Source organism: Psychrobacter sp. Ps3, assembly GCF_022129275.1.
GTDB lineage: Bacteria > Pseudomonadota > Gammaproteobacteria > Pseudomonadales > Moraxellaceae > Psychrobacter > Psychrobacter submarinus.
In genome coordinates this window covers 22,316-43,601 of record NZ_JADQAL010000004.1, presented here as the reverse complement: position 1 = coordinate 43,601, position 21,286 = coordinate 22,316, and the positions used below count along the sequence as shown (strand labels likewise).

General features: G+C 45.7%; 16 protein-coding genes. 5 read left to right on the top strand and 11 right to left on the bottom strand.

Annotated features, from left to right (window positions below):
- The first annotated feature begins 21 nt into the window (after positions 1-21).
- Together ilvD and I3248_RS02230 are read left to right on the top strand one after the other, a co-directional pair.
- Positions 22-1,908 carry a dihydroxy-acid dehydratase gene (gene ilvD / locus I3248_RS02235; protein ID WP_238062381.1) on the top strand — a complete coding sequence of 629 codons (1,887 nt, stop codon included), beginning with the start codon at positions 22-24 and terminating at the stop codon, positions 1,906-1,908.
- Between the two features lie 246 nt (positions 1,909-2,154).
- The gene (locus tag I3248_RS02230; protein ID WP_238062380.1) at positions 2,155-3,405 is read left to right on the top strand and encodes a cation:proton antiporter; all 1,251 of its coding nucleotides are present in this window, start codon (positions 2,155-2,157) and stop codon (positions 3,403-3,405) included.
- 11 nt (positions 3,406-3,416) lie between these two features.
- Here the strand turns inward: I3248_RS02230 and I3248_RS02225 are convergent, their stop codons facing one another.
- The 4 genes from I3248_RS02225 to I3248_RS02210 form a co-directional block, all read right to left on the bottom strand.
- Positions 3,417-4,781, bottom strand: coding sequence for a serine hydrolase domain-containing protein (locus I3248_RS02225; protein WP_238062379.1), 1,365 nt, complete (start codon positions 4,779-4,781; stop codon positions 3,417-3,419).
- Between the two features lie 124 nt (positions 4,782-4,905).
- Positions 4,906-5,421 (bottom strand): sulfur transferase domain-containing protein, encoded by a 516-nt coding sequence (locus tag I3248_RS02220; protein WP_238062378.1) that lies wholly within the window; start codon positions 5,419-5,421, stop codon positions 4,906-4,908.
- A gap of 215 nt (positions 5,422-5,636) precedes the next feature.
- Entirely contained in the window at positions 5,637-6,554 is a 918-nt protein-coding gene (locus I3248_RS02215; RefSeq protein ID WP_201556638.1) for a MaoC/PaaZ C-terminal domain-containing protein, read from the bottom strand.
- A 209-nt stretch (positions 6,555-6,763) separates the two neighbouring features.
- Positions 6,764-8,164 (bottom strand): 3-oxoacyl-ACP reductase, encoded by a 1,401-nt coding sequence (locus tag I3248_RS02210; protein ID WP_238062377.1) that lies wholly within the window; start codon positions 8,162-8,164, stop codon positions 6,764-6,766.
- A gap of 647 nt (positions 8,165-8,811) precedes the next feature.
- Between I3248_RS02210 and I3248_RS02205 the strand changes: the two genes are divergently transcribed.
- Both I3248_RS02205 and ppk2 read left to right on the top strand, forming a co-directional pair.
- Positions 8,812-10,671: an acetyl-CoA C-acetyltransferase gene (locus I3248_RS02205; RefSeq protein ID WP_238062376.1), complete on the top strand. Its 1,860-nt coding sequence runs from the start codon at positions 8,812-8,814 to the stop codon at positions 10,669-10,671.
- A 224-nt stretch (positions 10,672-10,895) separates the two neighbouring features.
- Positions 10,896-11,909, top strand: coding sequence for a polyphosphate kinase 2 (gene ppk2, locus I3248_RS02200; RefSeq protein WP_238062375.1), 1,014 nt, complete (start codon positions 10,896-10,898; stop codon positions 11,907-11,909).
- Between the two features lie 70 nt (positions 11,910-11,979).
- Here the strand turns inward: ppk2 and I3248_RS02195 are convergent, their stop codons facing one another.
- From I3248_RS02195 to I3248_RS02165, 7 genes are all read right to left on the bottom strand, one after another.
- The gene (locus I3248_RS02195; protein WP_201602513.1) at positions 11,980-12,327 is read right to left on the bottom strand and encodes a PilZ domain-containing protein; all 348 of its coding nucleotides are present in this window, start codon (positions 12,325-12,327) and stop codon (positions 11,980-11,982) included.
- 258 nt (positions 12,328-12,585) lie between these two features.
- On the bottom strand, positions 12,586-13,698 hold the full coding sequence (locus tag I3248_RS02190; protein WP_238062374.1) for a DNA polymerase III subunit delta': 1,113 nt from the start codon (positions 13,696-13,698) through the stop codon (positions 12,586-12,588).
- A gap of 97 nt (positions 13,699-13,795) precedes the next feature.
- The gene (gene kdsB / locus I3248_RS02185) at positions 13,796-14,635 is read right to left on the bottom strand and encodes a 3-deoxy-manno-octulosonate cytidylyltransferase (RefSeq protein ID WP_238062373.1); all 840 of its coding nucleotides are present in this window, start codon (positions 14,633-14,635) and stop codon (positions 13,796-13,798) included.
- 47 nt (positions 14,636-14,682) lie between these two features.
- The gene (lpxK, locus tag I3248_RS02180; protein ID WP_238062372.1) at positions 14,683-15,825 is read right to left on the bottom strand and encodes a tetraacyldisaccharide 4'-kinase; all 1,143 of its coding nucleotides are present in this window, start codon (positions 15,823-15,825) and stop codon (positions 14,683-14,685) included.
- Positions 15,826-16,366: 541 nt separating this feature from the next.
- The gene (locus I3248_RS02175; protein WP_238062371.1) at positions 16,367-17,167 is read right to left on the bottom strand and encodes a HesA/MoeB/ThiF family protein; all 801 of its coding nucleotides are present in this window, start codon (positions 17,165-17,167) and stop codon (positions 16,367-16,369) included.
- 8 nt (positions 17,168-17,175) lie between these two features.
- Positions 17,176-18,057 (bottom strand): peptide chain release factor N(5)-glutamine methyltransferase, encoded by an 882-nt coding sequence (gene prmC, locus I3248_RS02170; protein WP_238062370.1) that lies wholly within the window; start codon positions 18,055-18,057, stop codon positions 17,176-17,178.
- Between the two features lie 50 nt (positions 18,058-18,107).
- Complete coding sequence (locus tag I3248_RS02165; RefSeq protein WP_238062369.1) at positions 18,108-19,940, bottom strand: MFS transporter; 1,833 nt, start codon at positions 19,938-19,940, stop codon at positions 18,108-18,110.
- A 356-nt stretch (positions 19,941-20,296) separates the two neighbouring features.
- Here I3248_RS02165 and I3248_RS02160 point away from each other — a divergent pair, with 356 nt between their 5' ends.
- Positions 20,297-21,238 carry a LysR substrate-binding domain-containing protein gene (locus tag I3248_RS02160; protein WP_201602977.1) on the top strand — a complete coding sequence of 314 codons (942 nt, stop codon included), beginning with the start codon at positions 20,297-20,299 and terminating at the stop codon, positions 21,236-21,238.
- Positions 21,239-21,286: the final 48 nt, after the last annotated feature.

Genomic DNA, 21,286 nt, shown 5'->3' with positions numbered 1-21,286 from the left:
TAGATTAGTAAGGAATAACACATGGATTATCGCTCAAAAACCTCTACTGGTGGCCGCAATATGGCAGGCGCACGAGCGTTATGGCGCGCAACGGGGATGACGGATGGCGACTTTGGTAAGCCTATCATCGCTATTGCCAACTCTTTTACGCAGTTCGTACCCGGTCACGTGCATCTAAAAGATCTTGGCCAATTGGTCGCACGTGAGATCGAGCGCGCAGGCGGCGTGGCAAAAGAGTTCAATACTATCGCGGTGGATGACGGTATTGCGATGGGTCACAGCGGTATGCTCTACTCGTTGCCGAGCCGTGATTTGATCGCGGACTCTGTGGAGTATATGGTCAACGCTCACTGCGCTGATGCGTTGGTCTGTATCTCTAACTGTGACAAAATCACGCCCGGTATGCTGATGGCAGCGATGCGTCTCAATATTCCTGTAGTCTTCGTTTCAGGCGGCCCAATGGAAGCGGGTAAAGTCGTCGCTAGTAGCGTCGGCAAAAGCCATAATAATGAAGACTCGCAAGGTAGCGCTATTCGCAAATTAGATCTAGTCGACGCAATGATGGACGCCGCTGACGATACCATCAGCGATGAAGATGTACGAGAGATCGAAGTCTCTGCTTGTCCAACTTGTGGCTCGTGCTCAGGGATGTTCACCGCAAACTCCATGAACTGTCTGACCGAAGCGCTAGGTCTATCGCTGCCGGGTAATGGCTCACTGCTTGCCACACATGCGCTACGCCGTGAGCTATTCTTAGAAGCAGGTCGTACTATCGTCGATTTGGCGAAACGCCGTTATGAGCAAGATGATGATTCGGTACTACCGCGCTCTATCGCTAGCAAAGCGGCGTTTGAAAACGCTATGAGCCTCGATATCGCAATGGGCGGCTCAACCAACACTATCTTGCATCTGCTCGCTGCGGCAAATGAAGCAGAGATTGATTTTAAGATGGCTGATATCGATAGACTCAGCCGCCGTGTGCCTTGCCTATCAAAAGTCGCGCCTGCCACGCAAAAGTACCACATGGAAGATGTACACCGCGCAGGCGGTGTTATGGGACTACTAGCAGAGTTAGATAGAGCTGGCTTATTGAGCACAGAGGTGCCTACCATTCATAGCCCATCAATGCGCGCAGCTCTTGATAAATGGGATATCATGAATCCTGATAATACTGAAGCGCGGGCGCGTTATATAGCAGCTCCTGGCGGCGTACGTACGACAGAAGCGTTTTCGCAAGATAAAGAATGGCCCAACCTCGATGTCAACCGCGAGTCAGGCTGTATCCGCAGTGCTAAGCATGCTTACTCAGAAGATGGCGGCCTTGCTGTACTCTACGGCAATATCGCCGAGCGAGGCTGCGTGGTCAAAACCGCAGGCGTCGATGAGAGTATCTTAGTGTTCACCGGTCGCGCGCGTCTGTTTGAGTCGCAAGATGCGGCTGTCGAGGCGGTATTATCCGATGAGATCGTAGCAGGTGACGTGGTTATTATTCGTTATGAAGGGCCTAAAGGCGGTCCTGGCATGCAAGAGATGCTCTATCCAACCACTTATTTGAAGTCTAAAGGCTTAGGTAAAGAGTGCGCTTTACTCACCGATGGCCGCTTTTCTGGCGGTACGTCAGGATTATCTATCGGCCACGCCAGTCCAGAAGCCGCTGAGGGCGGCGCTATTGGCTTAGTGGTCGAGGGCGATACGATTCACATTGATATCCCCAACCGTACTATCAATATGGACGTGAGCGATGCGGATTTAGCAGCGCGCCGCGAAGAGATGGAAGCACGCGGCCGCGACGCATGGAAGCCCGTTGATCGCGCCCGTCACGTCTCCCCTGCTCTACGTGCTTATGCGGCGATGACGACGAGCGCTGATACTGGCGCGGTACGTGATGTCAGTCAAGTGGAGCGCTAATCGCTTACTTATAAATACGCTATCGCCTCAAAAGTCAGCCTAAGTGCTGGCTTTTTTGTTGTCTATATAAGCTGGCTTATTATCAGTAGCCGCTGTTTGCTCTACGCGCTATTACCAAAAACCAACGTATTTTCTAAAGTGATAACGTTTTTTTGCGGAAATGTTTAGCCTTTTTCTACATGATAAGTAACGATTCAGGCCATTTAGATACTGGCGAATACTAACTTATAGGCATACGCAACTTTTATGATCGAAAATTATAACTATATTCTGTTGATAGGCGGCGTCGCGTTTTTACTAGGGGCTATCTTTCCTATTATCTCCAAACGCGTCCCTATCTCGTTGCCTATGCTGCAAGTCGGCTTTGGGATGATCGTTGGCTATTTTTGGCTAACGTTATCTTTTTTGAACCCTTTAGACAATGGCCTCCTCATCGAAAAGGTGACTGAGATTGTGGTATTGGTGTCTTTAGTTGGCGCAGGTATCAAGATAGACACTGAGCTGGCTTGGGACTTATGGCGTCCTACGCTGCGCTTATTACTGGTCACTATGCCGATCTGTATTTTTGCTATGGCAGTACTCGGCTATTACACGTTTGGACTGACTATAGGCGCAGCGATATTATTGGGCGCAGTGCTCGCTCCAACGGACCCGGTGTTAGCGTCTAGTATTCAAGTAGGGCCACCAAATAGCGGCGGTGAGGATACCCCGCGCTTCACTTTGACTTCAGAAGCTGGTCTCAATGATGGTCTTGCTTTTCCCTTTGTTTATTTAGCGATTAATATTGCTGAGGCCTACAATGATGGTCAGCGCATTACTGGGGATCTGTTGTGGTCGTGGTTTACTTATGAGGTACTATGGAAGATATTAGCCGGCGTTGTCGTCGGCATCTTAGTGGGTAAACTCTTAGCAAAAGTTGTTTTTTCGAAGCCTTCTAATGAGACCAATATCTCGCAGGGCTACACTGTTATTGCGTTAACCTTGCTGTCTTATGGGGCAGCAGAATACGTGCATAGTTATGGTTTTATCGCGGTATTTATCGCCGCCTTTGCTTTTCGCCGCTCAGAACATGAACACTCATACCATCAAAAGCTACACGACTTTGCAGAGCAATCTGAGGGCCTGCTGATGTCAGTGATCTTAGTAGCTTTTGGTATGCTTATTGGTCAATGGCTACATTCTGACATTGAGCTGACGTGGTCGGTGTACCTTGTCAGCTTGGCCTTCTTATTTTTCATACGTCCCATCGGTGGCGTTATAGGACTCACTGGGCTGAATATGCATCATACCGAAAAGTATGCCATCTCTGCGCTTGGTATTCGCGGTATTGGTACACTGTACTATCTATCCTATGCGCTTAATAAAGATCTATTTAGCGAAGCTGATGCCACTAAGCTTTGGATAGTTTGCATCATTGTCATCTTGATCTCTATCTTCATTCATGGGCTAAGCGCGCCGTCACTATTGAATATGACACCAGATAAATCACGCCGGTAAAGACTGTGTGCTTAATCCTGCGTATCAATCATCTTTATCATTGCTTCGGTCAGCGCAAATTGACGAATATCATTTAGCATTGTGACATCGAAGTTATGAATAAAAGCAAAAGACAACTGCCGCGACGGCTCACACCAAGCCACTGAACCGTTATAACCCATATGACCAAACCCTTGCTCAGTGCTTGGAGTCACGCTATCATCGCTACTTTGACATATACTAAAGAGCTTATGATAACCCAAGCGCCAATTCATCGAAGCAGGCATCACTGCATCCATCCCTATCACTTGCGGCTGAGACATCTGTGCAAACGTCTCTGCATCTATCAAAGTTTTACCTTGCCATACGCCGCCATTAGCGAGCATCGCGTAAATAGTGGCGAGAGCTTGCGCTGAAGCGACGCCATTGGCTGCAGGTATAACCGCTTGCAGCGTTTGTGCGTCATAGTAATCGATAGGCTGCTTACTTGCTGGCACTAGTGCGGCGCGGTAATTGCTGGCATTAATAGCGCTATGATCGAAGTATAGACGGTTGATTTTCGTAGCGGTCAATGACGTAACGTGCTGTTTTTTATCAGCTGGTGATATAGACTTTTTCTCGTCAGCCAGTTGTTGCCAGCACTCATAGCTTGGCAGCTGCCTATAAGCCGCTAACGTCTGCTCCGACTCCGCTTTTAGTACTGGCTTATGGCGTCTTGTTGGCAGTGACCGATTTTCTGACGCAGTATTGATAAAGTCTTTCGCTAATTTAGCGACCTTATCGACTTGATCTGCAGGCACGCCAAAATAGCAGCTGCCCGCGATGCCTAAAGGCTCAGTCAGATACTTGCCTAGCGCGGCAGCTAGCGTCATATCAGTCGCTTTTTCTATCAAGCCGCCTAGTATCCATCCATATACCAGCGCGCTATAGGCACTAACAAACTGATCAGCAGCATCAATCTCATTGATCGGCATCGCCGCCACTTCTTCAAGCATTCTCGGCCAGTTTAATAAAGTCGCGTTATCCACATCGATAGCACTAATGGCGAACAAACTGGCTTGATGCGACATCAGCTTGCGTAACGTAATCTTTGCTTTCCCATTAGCCGCAAACTCAGGCCAATAGCTGGCAATATGCTCGTCATAAGCCAGCATACCCTCAGAGACCAAAACGTGCGCTAGCGTCGCCAGTACGCCTTTACCCGTAGAAAAGTTAAGCGCTAAAGTATCTGCTTGCCACTTATCATTGCTTTGTGCTTGGCCTATGCTAGCAGCAGCTACGCACTCGCCTGCCTGATAAACCACTACCGAGCCACCTGCTGGCGCGTCCTCTAGCTGCAAATCATTGAGTAAGCGTTGCAGTTTTTGTTGCAGCTCGTTATTGACACTCTTGCTCATCGTTATTTCTTCCTTAAAATTATGCTAATAAAAGTACTTAGTTATAAATAAACAGGCGACTTATATAATATAGGTCGCCTGTTTATTTATAACGTCTATGTGCCTGCTAGCAACCTGTTATCGCTTAACGCGGTACTAGTAGCCGATTATAAGTTTCTTGCTCAAGCTTCTCAGTTAGTCCATGGCTATGACCACGCTCCATAGCAGTATCCATCTTCCGGCCACGTAACCAGCCTGCACGTAGGGCAACAGCTGCGCCTACTCTGCTGCCGGAGCCGCAGTGCATGACGGTTTTTTTGCCGTGATGTTGGCGCAAAATATTATCAAAGGCTAAGATGTTGAGCTGCTTGAGATCAGCGGCATTAGCGATAGGCAAATGCTCGTAAGCCATGCCAGCTTGTTGAACGGCTTTGGCCTCATCGAAGGCCAGCTCTTCATTGGCTTGTAAGTTGATGACAAGCTCCACGCCTGCCTGCGCAAGAGCGCTCACTTTTTGTTCATCAAGCGCTCCGCACACGATAGTCTGCTCAGCAGGTCGAAAATAAGGCGACAGCGCCTCAGTGAGGACGACGCCGTTATCAGAGTCGTAGCGAGTATCTGCATCTTGTGATGGTGTCAATTGAGTTGTATTTTGGCTCATAATGATAAAAGAAGATAAGTAGTAAGTGAATAATTAAGAATGGCTGAGTTAGCTGTCTTGGCGCTAAACAGTTGTATGTTTAGTGCGGTAACCCCATAAAATACTGAGCGTATTTAGTGCCGAAATTAAAGCAATTTAACGCTGATAGCGAATATCTATCAGCGTTACTTACTCAAATGTGAGTTACTTCAATATAAATAAAACGGTGCTGTTTATTACTGCGAGTTTTCTATTAACTTGACGACGCCAGCTAAGTGCGGCTTGTCATTTTTGGCACTATATAGGCCAAAATTACAACGATCATCGCTACTTTCAAGTTGATCGACAGGTTCAGCGATGAGCTCTACTTCTGAAGGCAAGAAGATAGGCAACTTAAAAGACACCTCAGCGCTATAAGCATCCGGCAGATCATTCATCAGCGCTAAGCACTTTGCTTTTGACCACATGCCATGCGCGATAGCTTTTGGAAAGCCAAATGCTTTTGCCGATAAAGGATGCAGATGAATCAAATTAAAATCACCTGAGATAAAAGCATAACGGCGGCCGATATCCTCTGGCACCTCAAATACTTTATGCACCCCTTTTTCATTAACCATAGGCTTGACGGTCACTGGGCGCGGTTTACTTCTCTCAGTGCTATTGGCTTTAGGTTTTTTACCGCGAGCCAAATAAGTAGACGTACCCTCCCAAATGATGTCTTCTTGCGATTTTACCGTCGTCACAAAATCAAACTGCTGACCTTGCGCATGATCGCGCAGATTGGCAAAACTCACTGACAGGGTCACCGTCTCACGCTCACCAATAGGACGATGCTGAGTCACTACGTTATCAACGTGTACTAACCCTAGCATCGGAAATGGGAATGGCTCTTTGACCATCATATTCATCTGCAGGGTCTGTGATAGCACCGCAAAATAAGTAATCGGCACCTTGCCGTTGTCACTAAAGCCGCAAATTTTACGATAATCATCCAAGTTGCTTTGATCAATATGTAAATCGTCTACAGTATAAGTAGCTGATGGCAATGCATCTTTACTAACTTTAGTGTTATCACCGATTGGCAGTAAGCTTTTGATGATATTGGCATATGTGGTATGCGCTTTTGGCAGGGCATCATAATGGGTATCTGACATAAATCTATCCTAGGTAGGGCTTAGCAAACTTTTAATAAAACGAATGAGCTGACGGTTTAAGTCTTATAGCTATCTATTCCTGTGTTTTTATCATAAAAAAGCCACCCTCGGGCAGCTTTCTTAACAATTATTAGTATTTTTTTCGTAAGTATATGTGAGCTGACTTAAATTATCTTAATAAAATCAGTAGCTTGCATAAAATCTGTATATTAAGCACCTAACATGCTTTGACCACAGACGCGTACCGTATTACCGTTCAAGCCGCCAGAGGCAGGAGACGCCAGCCAAGCGATGGTTTCTGCCACATCGACAGGTAATCCGCCTTGGCTCATAGAGTTCATACGGCGACCTGCTTCACGAATAGCGAACGGGATAGCTTCTGTCATTTGTGTTTCAATAAAGCCTGGGGCAACCGCATTGATGGTCATGCCTTTGCCTTCATTAGCCAATTGTCTGGCAGTTGCATCGACTAAACCGATAACACCTGCTTTTGAAGTAGCATAGTTGGTCTGACCTAAGTTACCGGCGATACCTGAGATTGAAGAGACGCAGACGATACGCGCATCGTCTTTTAGCACTTGTTTTTCAAGTAAGTACTTATTGAGCTCAGCTACGCTATTTAGGTTGATATCGATAACCATATCCCATTTTTTCTCATCCATATTGGCAAGCGTCTTATCACGCGTCACACCAGCATTATGGATAATAGCGTCAAGGCCACCGCGCTTTTGCGCAGCATCAGCGATCTGCTCGCCTGCATCGGCGCTAGTGATATCTACAGTCAAGGTCGAGCCGCTGATTTCACTAGCGACATTTTGTAGGTCCGCTTGTTGCTGCGGCACATCTAAACAAATCACATGCGCGCCTTCGCGAGCTAATACCCGTGCGATAGCTTCGCCAATACCGCGACTTGCGCCAGTGACGAGCATCGTTTTGCCCGCAAGCGGCTGTGACCAATCGATATCGATGGTGTTACCTGCGCCAACACGGACAACTTGACCTGAAACATAAGCGGAGCGAGCTGAGGTAAAGAAGCGCAGCGCTGAATCTAGATTCTTCTCACTACCTTTAGCCACATAAATGAGCTGTGCGGTGATACCGCGTTTGAACTCTTTACCCACTGATTTCACAAAGCCCTCAAGCGAGCGCTGAGCAAGTGCGGTTTGCACATCGTCGATATCTTCAGGCGGGCGACCAATGATGATCACGCGGCCAGACTTTTCAACGCTACGCGCGACTTGATGAAAAAACTCATACACTTGCTTGAGCTGATCGGCGTTACTGATATTGCTTGCATCAAATAGTAAGACTTTAAACTTATCTTTGCTGCCTGTATTGGCTTTGGCTTCGATACCTGCCTCTATCAACGCATCTTTGGCGTCATCACGGCTATTGACATAAACCTCAGCATGCAAGTCAGATAAGATACGCGCAACTGAGTTACTGACACTCATGTCATCGCCTTCGGCACGGCCAACTAAGACGCTACCACGTACCAAACGTTGACCGCTCTCAAAACGATCTAGACTTACCGGCTGCGGCAACCCTAAGTTTTTGGCTACTTTTTTACCAATTGAAGATTGTACAAAATCACCATAACGGTCTGACATAAAATACTCCTGTATATAAAGATAAAAATAGAGTCTAAAAAACAATACCTATTATAAAGACTCACTTGGGCGATGATTATAAGTGTTTAGTAATTCCGGCTATACATCTTTTGGCCACAATAAGCCTACTATAGAGTTTAACCAATTTGTCATCGTTAACGTTAGCGCTTGTCGACCGTAACCCTATTTATTAATAACCATCTTAAACCGCTTGTAACTCGCCTTACCAAAGCGTCTAAAGCGTCTATAGTAACGAATTACCGGCCCCATCTGCAAACCAGATAAAAGTCAATAGACCGCCGCAAGCACAAACGTAGACAGCACAGTTACTCTATAATCATTTAAAAAAAACCCGCTTATGTTAAAATCTGATCGGTACTTACTATAAGTTATGATCTACACTGTCAATGATAACAATATATTATTGAATGAGCCACTCAGTATTCAGCCTAGTCGATACTGCTCAGTCTAATCTTTGCAGGTTACATTTTGCACTCTTGTTGCTTTACCCTGTAAATATTTGCTAAAGCCCTACAAGAAGGTTATTAAAACTATTGTGATTAGCAGCTATCATATTATGTATTGACTAATTTTATTGACGAATATTTTTATACCCTAACATTCACTACTACTTTAAGGATACTTTTATGAGTAACAAAAAAGACAGCCCTATTGTTGGAACGACAGTCGTCAAAGGTGACGATGATAGCGCCAAAAAATCGACGACTAGCAGCCAAAGTGCGGCACCATCTACAGACAACGACGCGCAGTATGACTCTATCGCTGACCTAAAGCAGCATACCGATATTCTTGATGCCGATGGCAATCGGGTTACCGAGCAAGCGAATAGCGCTGAAGCGGATAAAAAAGCAAAGATCACGGAAGACAGAGCGAGCGATAAAAAAGCGGCTAAAGAGGAAGAGCTGGCTACTCTTGGTGCAGCTCCTGAGTCTACCACCACTGACAAAGAAAAAACGGATAGCGCTGATAAAGCCAAAACAGACAGCACTGATAAGAATAGCTCTAGTAAAAACAGCGCTGACAAAAAACCAGCCAGCAAGCGCACAACTGCTAGCAAAAGCACTAATACCAGCACTAAGACAAGCACCTCGACTAAAAACAACACTAACGAGAAAGAAGCTATGACAGATAAAAAAGACGAAACAAAAGCCGCCAGCAAAAAACCTCGCACTACGCCTAAAAAGAAAAGCGCAGCGTCAAGCACAGGCCAGCAGCGCGTTGCAATCTTAGGGGGTAACCGTATTCCATTTGCACGCTCAAACGGTCCCTATGCCGATGCCAGTAATATTGACATGCTTACCGCAGCCTTAAATGGTCTAGTCGAGCGTTATAACTTACAAGACGAGCAAATAGGCGAAGTGGTTGCCGGCGCGGTTCTTAAGCTCAGCCGCGACTTAAACTTGACTCGTGAGGCGGCGCTGAACACTGCGCTAAACCCGCATACGCCAACTTATGATATCGCTCAAGCTTGTGGTACTGGTCTGCAAGCGACCTTTGCTTCAGCGAACAAAATCGCATTAGGTCTTATCGACTCAGCTATCACTGGCGGTGTTGATACCACATCTGATGCGCCTATCGCAGTCGGTGATGGCCTACGTAAGGTCATGATCAAACTAGGCGCGGCTAAGACGAACAAGCAGCGTCTAAAAGCGCTGATGGGTCTGAATCCAAAAGACATCATCGACTCTCCTCAAAACGGCGAGCCGCGTACTGGTCTATCTATGGGCGATCATCAAGCGATCACTGCTCTTGAATGGAACATCAGCCGCGAAGATCAAGACGAGCTGGCATTCAATAGCCACAAAAACTTGGCGCGTGCCTATGACGAAGGTTTCTTTGACGACTTGATCACTCCTTATAAAGGTCTGACTCGCGATAACAACCTACGCCCAGACACCACTTTAGAAAAACTCGCTAAGCTCAAGCCAGTATTTGGCAAGAAAAACGCCAACCCAACGATGACCGCTGCGAACTCAACGCCGCTCACCGACGGCGCATCATGTGTACTATTAGCCAACGATGAGTGGGCCAAAGAGCGCGGTCTAAAGCCATTGGCTTATATCGTCCATCAAGAGACCGCTGCGGTAGATTTCATCGGTAAGTCTGGCGAAACTGAAGGCTTACTCATGGCACCTGCCTACGCCGTACCACGTATGCTTGAGCGTGCAGGTCTCACCCTACAGGACTTTGACTTCTACGAGATTCATGAAGCTTTTGCCTCACAAGTACTATCAACGCTTGCCGCTTGGGAAGATGAGACTTTCTGCCAAGAGCGTTTAGGTCTTGATGCGCCACTAGGTTCCATCGATCGTAGCAAGCTTAACGTCAACGGTTCATCACTAGCAGCTGGTCATCCTTTTGCTGCAACTGGTGGTCGTATCTTAGCCACAGCGGCTAAATTACTCGACGAAAAAGGCTCAGGCCGTGCGCTTGTCTCTATTTGCGCTGCTGGTGGCCAAGGCGTCACTTGTATCTTAGAGAAGTAAGCTGAGAGTCTACTGCTTATGAATGAATGATTTATTCATTACCTTATCGTTATATTTAAACGCCCTTTGATGATAATCAGAGGGCGTTTTTTATGGCTAAAAGGTTTTTATTGTGACTGCTTTTGATGAATAACCGTTAACCTATCTCTAGAATTTATTAAAGGTATGGTAAAGTAATGATAGCCCTAACACTGCTATGACATTTTTATATTAATGAGTTTTATATGCCTAAGATACCATCAGCAATAGACCCTAACTCTCTAACTATTCAAGAGCGACACGAACTGAGCCCGCCTGAGCAGGATAGCTTTGTCGAGCGTATGGATAAAGAGGTGTACGATGATGAGCTGCGTCGCAAGATGCATCTAGACTTGATCGATACCTATGATGAGGAGCTTGAGAACGAAGTTGATGATTATGTGCGAGATTTTCATTTCGATGGTATTGAGATGAGCGAGCATGAGGTTTTGGAGCGGCGCACCTACTTTCAAGAGCTGGTACGTCTGCAAAGAGAGCTGATAAAACTCCAAGATTGGGTGGTGGATCGCGGCGAGCGCATTGTCGTTATCTTTGAAGGACGCGACTCTGCGGGTAAAGGCGGTGCGATTAAGCGCATCACTCAGCGGCTGAATCCAAGGGTTTGTAGAGTAGCCGCCCTACCTGCGCCTACCGAGCGTGAACAATCACAGTGGTATTTTCAGCGTTATGTAGCACACTTGCCAGCGGCGGGCGAGATTGTCTTATTTGATCGTAGCTGGTATAACCGTGCTGGTGTTGAGCGAGTCATGGGGTTTTGCAGTGATGCGCAGTACGAAGAGTTTTTTCAATCGGTACCTGAGTTTGAGCGTATGCTAGTGCGCTCAGGTATCCGCCTCGTAAAATACTGGTTTTCAATTACTGATGATGAGCAGCATTCACGGTTTATGAGCCGCATCCATGATCCGCTAAAGCAGTGGAAACTATCACCGATGGACTTACAATCGCGTCGACGCTGGGAAGATTATACTAAAGCCAAAGAGACGATGTTTGAGCGCACTCATATCCCAGAAGCGCCTTGGTGGGTGGTTGAGGGTAATAATAAAAAGCGCGCGCGGCTTAATTGCATCGCTCATCTACTAGAGCAAATCCCTTATGTCGAAGTACCACGTGAAGAGGTAGATCTGCCGGATCGTAAGCGTGATGACGAGTACTACCGCGAGCCTATCCCCGATGATATGTACGTGCCATCGCGTTATTGAGCAGTATTGAACGGTCTTGAGAGATAGTAGACTATCTTAAAATCTACATCTTTTAGAATAGGGCAAAAACCTACATCGTATAAGTGTTTTGTTGACTGTCTATCTTGCCGGCAAGCAGCCGCTCTACTTCGTTCTTAATTCTTTGGCCAGTGACATCTTTACCGATTTGCACCGCGAATCCTGCTGGGCGGTGGGCGTTGGCTTTATGATTGATCCAGACTACTTTGCCACTCATTGGCAAACGCTCTTTTGAGTTTGGCAGAGTAAAAGCCACAAACACCTCATCGCCTAAACGCTGCTCGAGGTTGCTGGGTACAAATAAAGCGCCGTTGTCGACAAAAGACAAATAACTGGCATATAAGGTGGTGATATCTTCGATATGACAAGTAAGAATTCCACCGCGTCCTGGCATCGCCATAATCAGCTCCTTGAAGGTTAGGCTTTTGAATATAAGGTTTATTGCAGATTTGACTATAGTAAGTTCATTATAAAAACGATACAGCGGGACTGGGATGAATTTTATGCAGCCTCTGTATGCGTAGGCACAGCAAGCCAGTAAAATTTATACCAGTTCCGCCTTGAAAAACTATGTCTTTATTTTATTTAGAATCGACCATATATTTATAACAGCTAAAGCAGTTGTATGAGCCTCACTGCAGTTTTTAAGGTCAATATATTATAACTCTGCTAATGCTTGCATGAGCTTATCATAGGCAAGCTTCTCTTGGACATTTTGTTGTAGAGAAATTTTAATGTGTTGCAAGCTATCGACAATATCCTGCATCGACATCTCTGTTGGCTGGTGCTGCGCTAGCGCTTTGGGTAGTTCAGTATCGTTTTGAATACTGGCTAATCCCATATTTATCCGGCGAATATCCAAAAGCATAAGCTCGGTTAATTTGATAAAGTCGGCAAGGTTCAGCTGCTGCTGCCAATAGTCGCTTGCCGCTAGGCTGCTCCGCTTGCCGCTACGCAGAGCCTGCCAAGTCGTCAGCCATAGTGCGCGTTTACTATACCAATCAGCTTGTGCCAAAGCGATCGCAGCTAAAGGCGCACCATTGGCGAGATGAAGAAGCTGCTGGATCTCATCAATACTGACCGCTTCGCGATTGATGGTGCTGCCAAGCGCCTGCTGTACATAGTCGGCTGACACTGAAGGCTCAATATGCTGCAAAGGCAATTGCTGTACTCGGCTCTTGATAGTCGGAAGTAATTTGCTCGGCGTATCACTGAGTAAAAATAGATGGACTTGCGCTTGCGGCTCCTCCAATGTCTTTAATAGCGCATTAGCGGCGGCGATAGTCATTTGTTCGGCATAGTCCAATACACAAATCCGCACCCCCTGCCCGCCTTGATAAATAAAAGGCTGCAGCGCGCGAATATCATCGACTTTGATAGTGACTTGCGCCTTACTACTGGCTTTGGATGACTTATTACTGCTATTCGATTTTTTAGAATTAGACTTAGCACTTTCTTGAGCATTATCTGGCTCAGCTGCAAGCGGCAAACTTGCTAAAGGCAATACTTGTAAGCTTGGATGGGTTCCTGATCTTAGCCACTGACAGCTCTCACAATGACCGCAAGCGCCTTGCCGATGACTGGCTTGCTGGTGACACAGTAGCCAAGCGACAAAGCGCCAGATAAACGCCCGTTTACCCATCCCTGACATTCCTGCGGCTAGCAATGCATGCGGTAAGTGATGCGGCGGCATGAGTAAGCGCTCAGTCAGCTGTTCCCATAGCGACTGCTGCCAAGGTAATAACGGCGCAAAATAAATACTGTCGGTCATATTCCTTATTACCTTTAATTGTTACCCTCAACCGGCATCTGCAAATGAGTTTTCACAAACGTTTTGCTTAGGTTATTTAACTATTAGTTTTAGAAACCTATGAGTTGTGGTATTGCTGGAAATCAATTATGCTCATAGCGTTGAGCCGATCTAAGTCGTCCTGCGTATCTACTCCCGCCGGTAATTGTAACGCGGCGGCAGCAATCGCAATGTGACCACCGTTTTCTAAAATACGCAATTGCTCTAAGCTCTCAAGCACTTCAAGCGGTGTTTGTGGCCACGCCACGAACTGCTCTAGTAGACTGACTCTATAAGCATATAAACCCAAATGACGATAAGCTGCTTTTGGCGGTTTAGGGTCTATATCTAGTGATGCTCCATTTTTATTATCGCAAGCCATCGCTAAAGCTAGGTCACGATCGCAAGGGATAGGCGCGCGGCTGAAATAAAGCGCGCGCTGTTGCTGATTGACGGTAGCATTCACGACTTTGACCACTGAGGGGCGCATAAAGCTCTCGAAGTCTTCGATTGGCTCATATAAAGTTGCCATGACGCTAGCGCTATCCTTAACCAGTAGCGTTTTGACTTGTTCTAACAGCAAAGGTGGCACTAACGGCTCATCGCCTTGCATATTAATGACAATATCTTCTTTGCTCCAGCCTTTAATAGCAGCGACCTCTGCAAGACGATCAGTGCCTGAAGCGTGATCGTGACGGGTCATAACCACCTCAAAGCCCGCTTCTATGCAAAGCTTAGCAATGCGCTTATCGTCAGTGGCGATACACATATCATCCGCAAAATCTGCTGCTCGGGCTTTTTCTGCCACCCATAAGATCATAGGCTTGCCATGTATCTCTAATAACGGCTTCCCCGGTAAGCGCGTGCTTTTAAAGCGCGCCGGAATGACGATGTGAGTCTTAAAAGGTACAGTTGTCATAGCTATTTCCATAATAAATCACAGCGCTAAAACTGTGGGTTAAGCGCTCAGTCGTAAGCGGCAGTATCTATTAATGCAGTGTTAATACCTAACGCTTTGAGTTGCTGCTCTAGCGTCTGATAGCAAGCAGCGGATAATTCTGCGCTTACAGGTAACACCCAAAGCCTAGCAGCGAGCGCATGCCAGTCCTGATCAATCTTAGCTGCTTCGCTACTCGCAGCGTGTTGTTGCTGTTGCAACCATAACGCTTTTATCTTCACCGCATCTTTGCTAGTGACCACGATAGGATGCTCAGTATATTGCCATAGCTCAGTTAAGCTAAAGTCGTAATGATCAGGATAAGGGTGCTCAATGACTTGTAAACCAAGTGTACGCAAAGTATCAAAAAACCGCTGCGGATAGCCAATACCACTAACGCCGTGTACCGTACTGCCAGCTTTAGGTGCTACAGGCTGACTGATGCTGTCCGTACCGATCTGTGATAATTCGTGCGCTAGCAGCTGCTCTAATGAACTAGGCTGTAAATGCATGGTTAATTTATCTGTCGCTAGCTGACTATCGCTTAAGATGGGACCGCCAAGTTTTTGGTGGTAAATGACTGTGCTGTCTTTAAGCCGTGATAGCGGCTCGCGTAGATAGCCTACTGGCAATAACTGGCGATTACCAAAGCCGCGTGCAGCGTCCACCACAATCCATTCAATATCGCGCTGCATAGCATAATGTTGTAAGCCATCATCAGCGATAATCAGCTGGATATCTCCATGAGCCTCAAGCAAAGTGGTTATCGCTTGCTTACGATTCGGGCAGACCGCCATAGCCACGCCTGTCGTACCAACGATCAAACAAGGCTCGTCGCCGACGGCACTTGGCAGGCTATCTTTAGTCACCAGCGTTGGCATTTGCGCAGTGTCACCGCCATAGCCGCGACTGATGACGCCGACTTTGACGCCGCGCTGCTGCAAATAGTGCACTAAGCTGATAATTAATGGCGTTTTGCCACTGCCGCCTACGCTGATATTACCGATGACCATAACCGGCACAGGAGCGCGGTAGCTTTTCAGCCACTCTAGCTGATAGGCTCTACGGCGTATAGCAGTTAGTAGTCCGTATAGCGCACTTAACGGCAGTAACAACCAAAGCCAAAGCGCTTCTCGCTGCCATGCTTTAGTAATTAGTGTTTCTAGTTTCATAGCGCTAACGATGCTCTTAGGTTGCCATCTGATTTGGGAAGTATAGTTGAATCACTTTAAAACCGATGCGGTGCAGCTGGAATTAATTTTGCGCAACATCGAAACAGCGAAGACACAGCATGCAAGAAAAATGAATACCAGTTGCGCGTTAATATTAGGGCGTGTTGAACATTCACAAATTCGCACTGCTGATCGCTACTAGTTAATCAAAGCTGTGTTCTAGTCTAAGTGAAAATTGCAGGTAATGCTTATTGCATTGGTTAGCTGATTTTATTTAAACAGTCGCAACGACTAGGGCGATTTTAGCATCAGCCCTAACTACAACAACAGGGACAGGACTATTTTTTGCCGCTTTATTGATAAAAATAGACGCTTAGAACAACTAAACTTACCATTTTTATCTGCAAATCGCCTAAAAAATAGTCTCTGTCAGTGCCATGGTCGAATGTTCAACACGCCCGAACAACTATAGTCAGGTGTAAAAGTAATGATTTATAACCCAATGATCTAAAATAACTGTGATGGCGCTAGCGGTACACAGTCATAACGCGCATATCGGGCAGCTGGTATCTTGCCGATAGCCCATCATGCGCTGCTGCATACGGCTACCGTCCCACAATAAAAGCTTGCCTGTCAGCGGATTGGTATTCAGCCCGAGGTAATGCAATGCCGCATTGGCTTGCAAATTACCGATGATAGCAGTAGTACTAGCAAGGACGCCTGAGTTGGCACAAGTGCGCTCATCTACTGCCTCATCCGTACTAACATCGCCAAAAACACAATGATAGCAGCCGCTCTTTAACTGCGGTTCATACAATGCCAATTGTCCTTGCATAGCAATCGCCGAAGCGCTAAGTAATGGAATCTGATAGCGCACGCTAATCCGGTTGATAATATCGCGAGTGGCGAAATTATCAGTACAGTCTAGTAATAGACTAGGCTTGCCAGCAGCTAGCTCTAATAGCTCATAAGCATTATCTAATGTCAGACGTGCGACCGTGCCTTTCGCGCTAATCAAAGGGTTGATTTGCTTGAGCATCTGCGCCGCGGTCAGCGCTTTAGCTGCACCGATATCACTTGGTAAAAATAAGCTTTGGCGCTGTAAGTTGCTCATCTCAATCACGTCATCATCGATGAGATGCACCTCACCAAGCCCTGCGCGCACTAGCGTCTCTGATGCTGGGCAACCAAGGCCCCCTGCGCCTATCATTACAATCCGAGCAGACTTCAGACGCAGCTGTGCGTCAATATCCCAGCCTGTTAATAACACTTGCCGAGCATAGCGCAGTAACTCAGCGTCCGTGAGACTCCGGTTATCTGTATCAGGCGTTTTAGTTGTCATTTTAATTGTCACTTTAGTTGTCCTAGGGTCACTCTCTCATTACCCCCATAATCCTTAGCGGTTTTTATCGCCTCAAAGCCGTTAGCATTAAATAACGCTCTAACCGTCTCGCCTTGATCGTAACCATGTTCTATGGCTAATAAGCCACCTTGCTGTAAGTAATTCGGCGCTTGCTCTACGATATGCTCAATATCAGCCAAACCTTTATTAGGCGCACTTAAGGCGCTGATAGGTTCAGCTTTTAACCCTTCTAGATGCTCATCCGCTTCATCGATATAAGGCGGATTGGAGACAATGACCTCAAAGCGCTGAATGGCATCAGAAGGTAGCGCTTCATACCAGCTGCTTTGCATAAATTTGACATTATCTACCTGATTATCACTAGCATTTTGCTGAGCGGCGCTTAATGCTTCTGCGGATAAGTCAACAGCTATAACTTGCCAACTTGATCGTGCTAATTCATGAGCCAAACTAATAGCAATACAACCAGAGCCCGTACCTAAATCTAGCAAACGCTTAGAGGCTTTATGATTGGCAATCGGATTACTCTCAATCCATTCCAGAACTTGCTCAACCAATACTTCGGTATCAGGCCGCGGTATCAGGGTATGCGCGTTTACTTTAAAGTCAAGCGACCAGAACGCCTGATGTCCCGTCAAGTAAGCTAATGGCACACCTTGCTGCATTTGAGTCACGCCGGCATCAAACCGCGCAAGCTCACTCTCTGTCAGCTGGTAGTGCTCATCCGTAAACAAAAATGAGCTTGGCTGATTAATCACGTGCAGTAGCCAATCTGTTATCCAAAAATCTGGAATCTCTTGAATTGAGCGCTTCTTAATCATCTTTATGCTGATGGGTGCAGCTTTTTCCAAACCATCAAAAGGAGTCATATCTATTTATTCACTAGTGAGAATCGTCTATCAATCGTTAGAATGATCCATTAATTAAGCTTTACAGGCGGTTCGATTGGATCATCATTACTCCCAATGACCACATGCTTATCGACCAGATAAATCAGTATTAATACCGGTATTCCAATCAAAAAGGTTATTAAGAAAAAATTAGCAAAACCGACATTGTCTGATATACCGCCTGAGTATCCTCCCAAAACCTTTGGAAACAAAGTCATCAAAGATGAGAAGATTGCATACTGAACTGCTGTAAATTTCACAGAAGTAAGCGCTGATAAGAAGGCAATAAATACAGCGGTTGCAAACCCAGCAGCCAGATTATCAATGATAACAGCCAAATACATATAATTCATATCGCCTGGATGATAAGTCAATAGAATAAATAATAAATTGGTTGAGCTAGAGGCGATAGCACCGATAAGCATGACATGCATCATTTTCATTTTTTGTGCAATAAGTCCGCCTAAGAATCCTCCAGCGATGGTCATAAATAAGCCCAAGAACTTGACTGCATCAGCGATCTGAATCTTGGTAAAGCCCATCTTTGCATAAAAAACGTTCGATAAATTGCCTGCGACAATATCTGATACTCTATAAAACCCTATCAGTAATAGTAATAGTATCGCCTGTTTGCCATAACGACGAAAGAAATCCGCGATAGGGTCTACCCATAATCGTTTGGCGACTTCTTTCTTTGCTAAACCTACTGTTATTAGTGCATATCCAACCAAAATAGCGACTGCTAAACTACCCAGCAGTCTGATGACCTCTATTAGGAACTTTAGCGCGACATCTTCAGGTTTTTCAAATATTCCACCTATAAATACAAAAGCACCAATAAATGCCAGTACAGACAAAACAAACAGTCCTAATATTCTAAGATTATCGTTACGAGACTGAGCAACTGCGTTAACTTTATTGATTATTTTTGGCTGATTTAAAATAAAATATATTAATAAAAAAGGCGCGCATGCCATCACGATTAAAAAGTAAAGATTGATAGTAGGCAAAAACTCGACAGGTATGATGGTTAAAGGTCTGCTCAATATTCGAGTTGAGAAAGTACTTATAAATACCGGTAATCCATAAATTAAACCAGGAATGAGTAGAAAAGCGGCATACATAGAAAACACTTTTAGATTTCTTTTTTGCTTGTGAATTGCTAATGATTCAGCCGCTGGCTCATAAACCGCAAATGTTGTCAGTAGTCCCACTGACATAACTGCCATCATGGTGTAATAAGTATTGCGCCACGCTTCGTAGTTATAGAGCGTCTCAGAGGATCCAAAATAGGTGGCTAAGTAAAGTGCTCCTGCCCCTGCGACGATCATACCAATACGGTAGCCTGCAACGTATATTGATGACAATGTCGGCTGCAGAGCTGGCGGTGCAAGCTCAATACGGTAAGCATCGATGACTATGTCTTGGGTAGCGGATGAAAACCCTAACAAGACAGCGCCTAGTGCCATCACCCAAAGTACATTTTCGACCACAGGATTGACGCTTGCCATGGTAAAGATAGCCAACAAAATCAAAAGTTGAGACACAAACATCCATGCGCGCCTCCTCCCAAGCCATTTGGTCAGAAAAGGTAATGGCATAGAGTCAATGAGCGGCGCCCATATGAATTTAAAGGAATAGCCAAGACCCGCCCAGCCAAACATTGTGATAACACCCGTCTCAAGACCTGCTTCGCTCAGCCATAACGATAGACTAGAGAAAACGAGCAGAATAGGTACCCCTGCTGAAAAGCCTAAAAACAGCATGATCATGACACGAATATCTGAAAAAGATTTTAACGCATCACCCCATGATTTTTTGCTAGCGGGCTGATTAGGCGGTACGGATTTGACAGCAGACATAATAAGTTACCAAAACTTGAAACAAAAAAGGTTTCGTTACAAAATTGAATTATGGTACTTGAGAACATCATCTATGACTAGAGGTATTTGCAACTAATTGCTTATGCGTGATGCTTTGTGTACCTAACCTATCTCATTGTTAATACACGGTGATATCAACTATCGCTACTGTTTGTATCTTCTTTAACTGGTCTAATGATTATCAAGGTTTATTTATGAAAGTTCAGCTACTCTCATAGTTTCGGTAATATATATTCCAAAATAGTATAAATAGATTACTATCTAGTATATACAAGAATAATAACTATGATTTACACTAGCCGCAGATATGGTTTTAAAACTTTGAGGAATAAATTATGGCAATCGACGTAGTCGTCAATCAGCGGCACTTGCAAATTCAGCTGAAACAGCTTGAGACGGTTTGGCATACCGTCATCAATGGCTATAATTTAAGCCAAGCGGCAACCGTACTGCATACCAGTCAATCGAGCTTATCCAAGCACATTGCTGCGCTTGAGAGTCAATTAAAAACAGATGTGTTTATCCGTCAAGGCAAGCGCTTAACCGGCCTTACCGACATGGGCACTGCACTACTGCCGCATATCGAAGCTATCTTTGCTGAGATACGTACGATTGAGAACTTAAGCCTCGATTATAATAATCCCAATACAGGTACGCTCACCATTGCCACCACGCATACGCAGGCGCGTTATGTCTTGCCGCATGTGGTAAAAGCCTTTAAAGAGCGCTTTCCTAAGGTAAATTTGATTCTGCAGCAGGCTGATCCTGAAACTATCGCGCAGATGGTCATTCGCGGACAGGCGGACATCGGTATCGCTACCGAATCGCTACTTCATAATAACTATCTACGCTGCCACCGCTACTATGATTGGACCCATCGCATTATCGTCCCTAAAGATCATGAGCTTGCCGGTCTAGAAACTATCGATCTGCCCACGCTTGCCAGCTATCCTATTGTCACTTATCACGGCGGCTATACGGGTCGCAGCGCTATTGATAAAACTTTTAGCGATGCAGGACTAGAGCCTGATATTGTTTTAGCGGCTCTCGACGCTGACGTGATCAGTACGTATGTTGGGTTAGGTTTAGGGATTGGGATCATCGCGGAGATGGCATTTGAGCCTAGTCATTATCATAACCTTACTGCTATACCGGTCGATCACTTTGGCCGCTTTACCAGTTGGATGGCGGTGCGTGATGATGCTGAGGTTCGCCAGTATGGCCGCGCCTTTATTGAGCTCTGTCAGCAGCAATTCGATCATAAAGGTGTGGTTTGACAATATTTCTGTCGCACGCAACCTAGTCTTTTAATATTTGTTACCCTC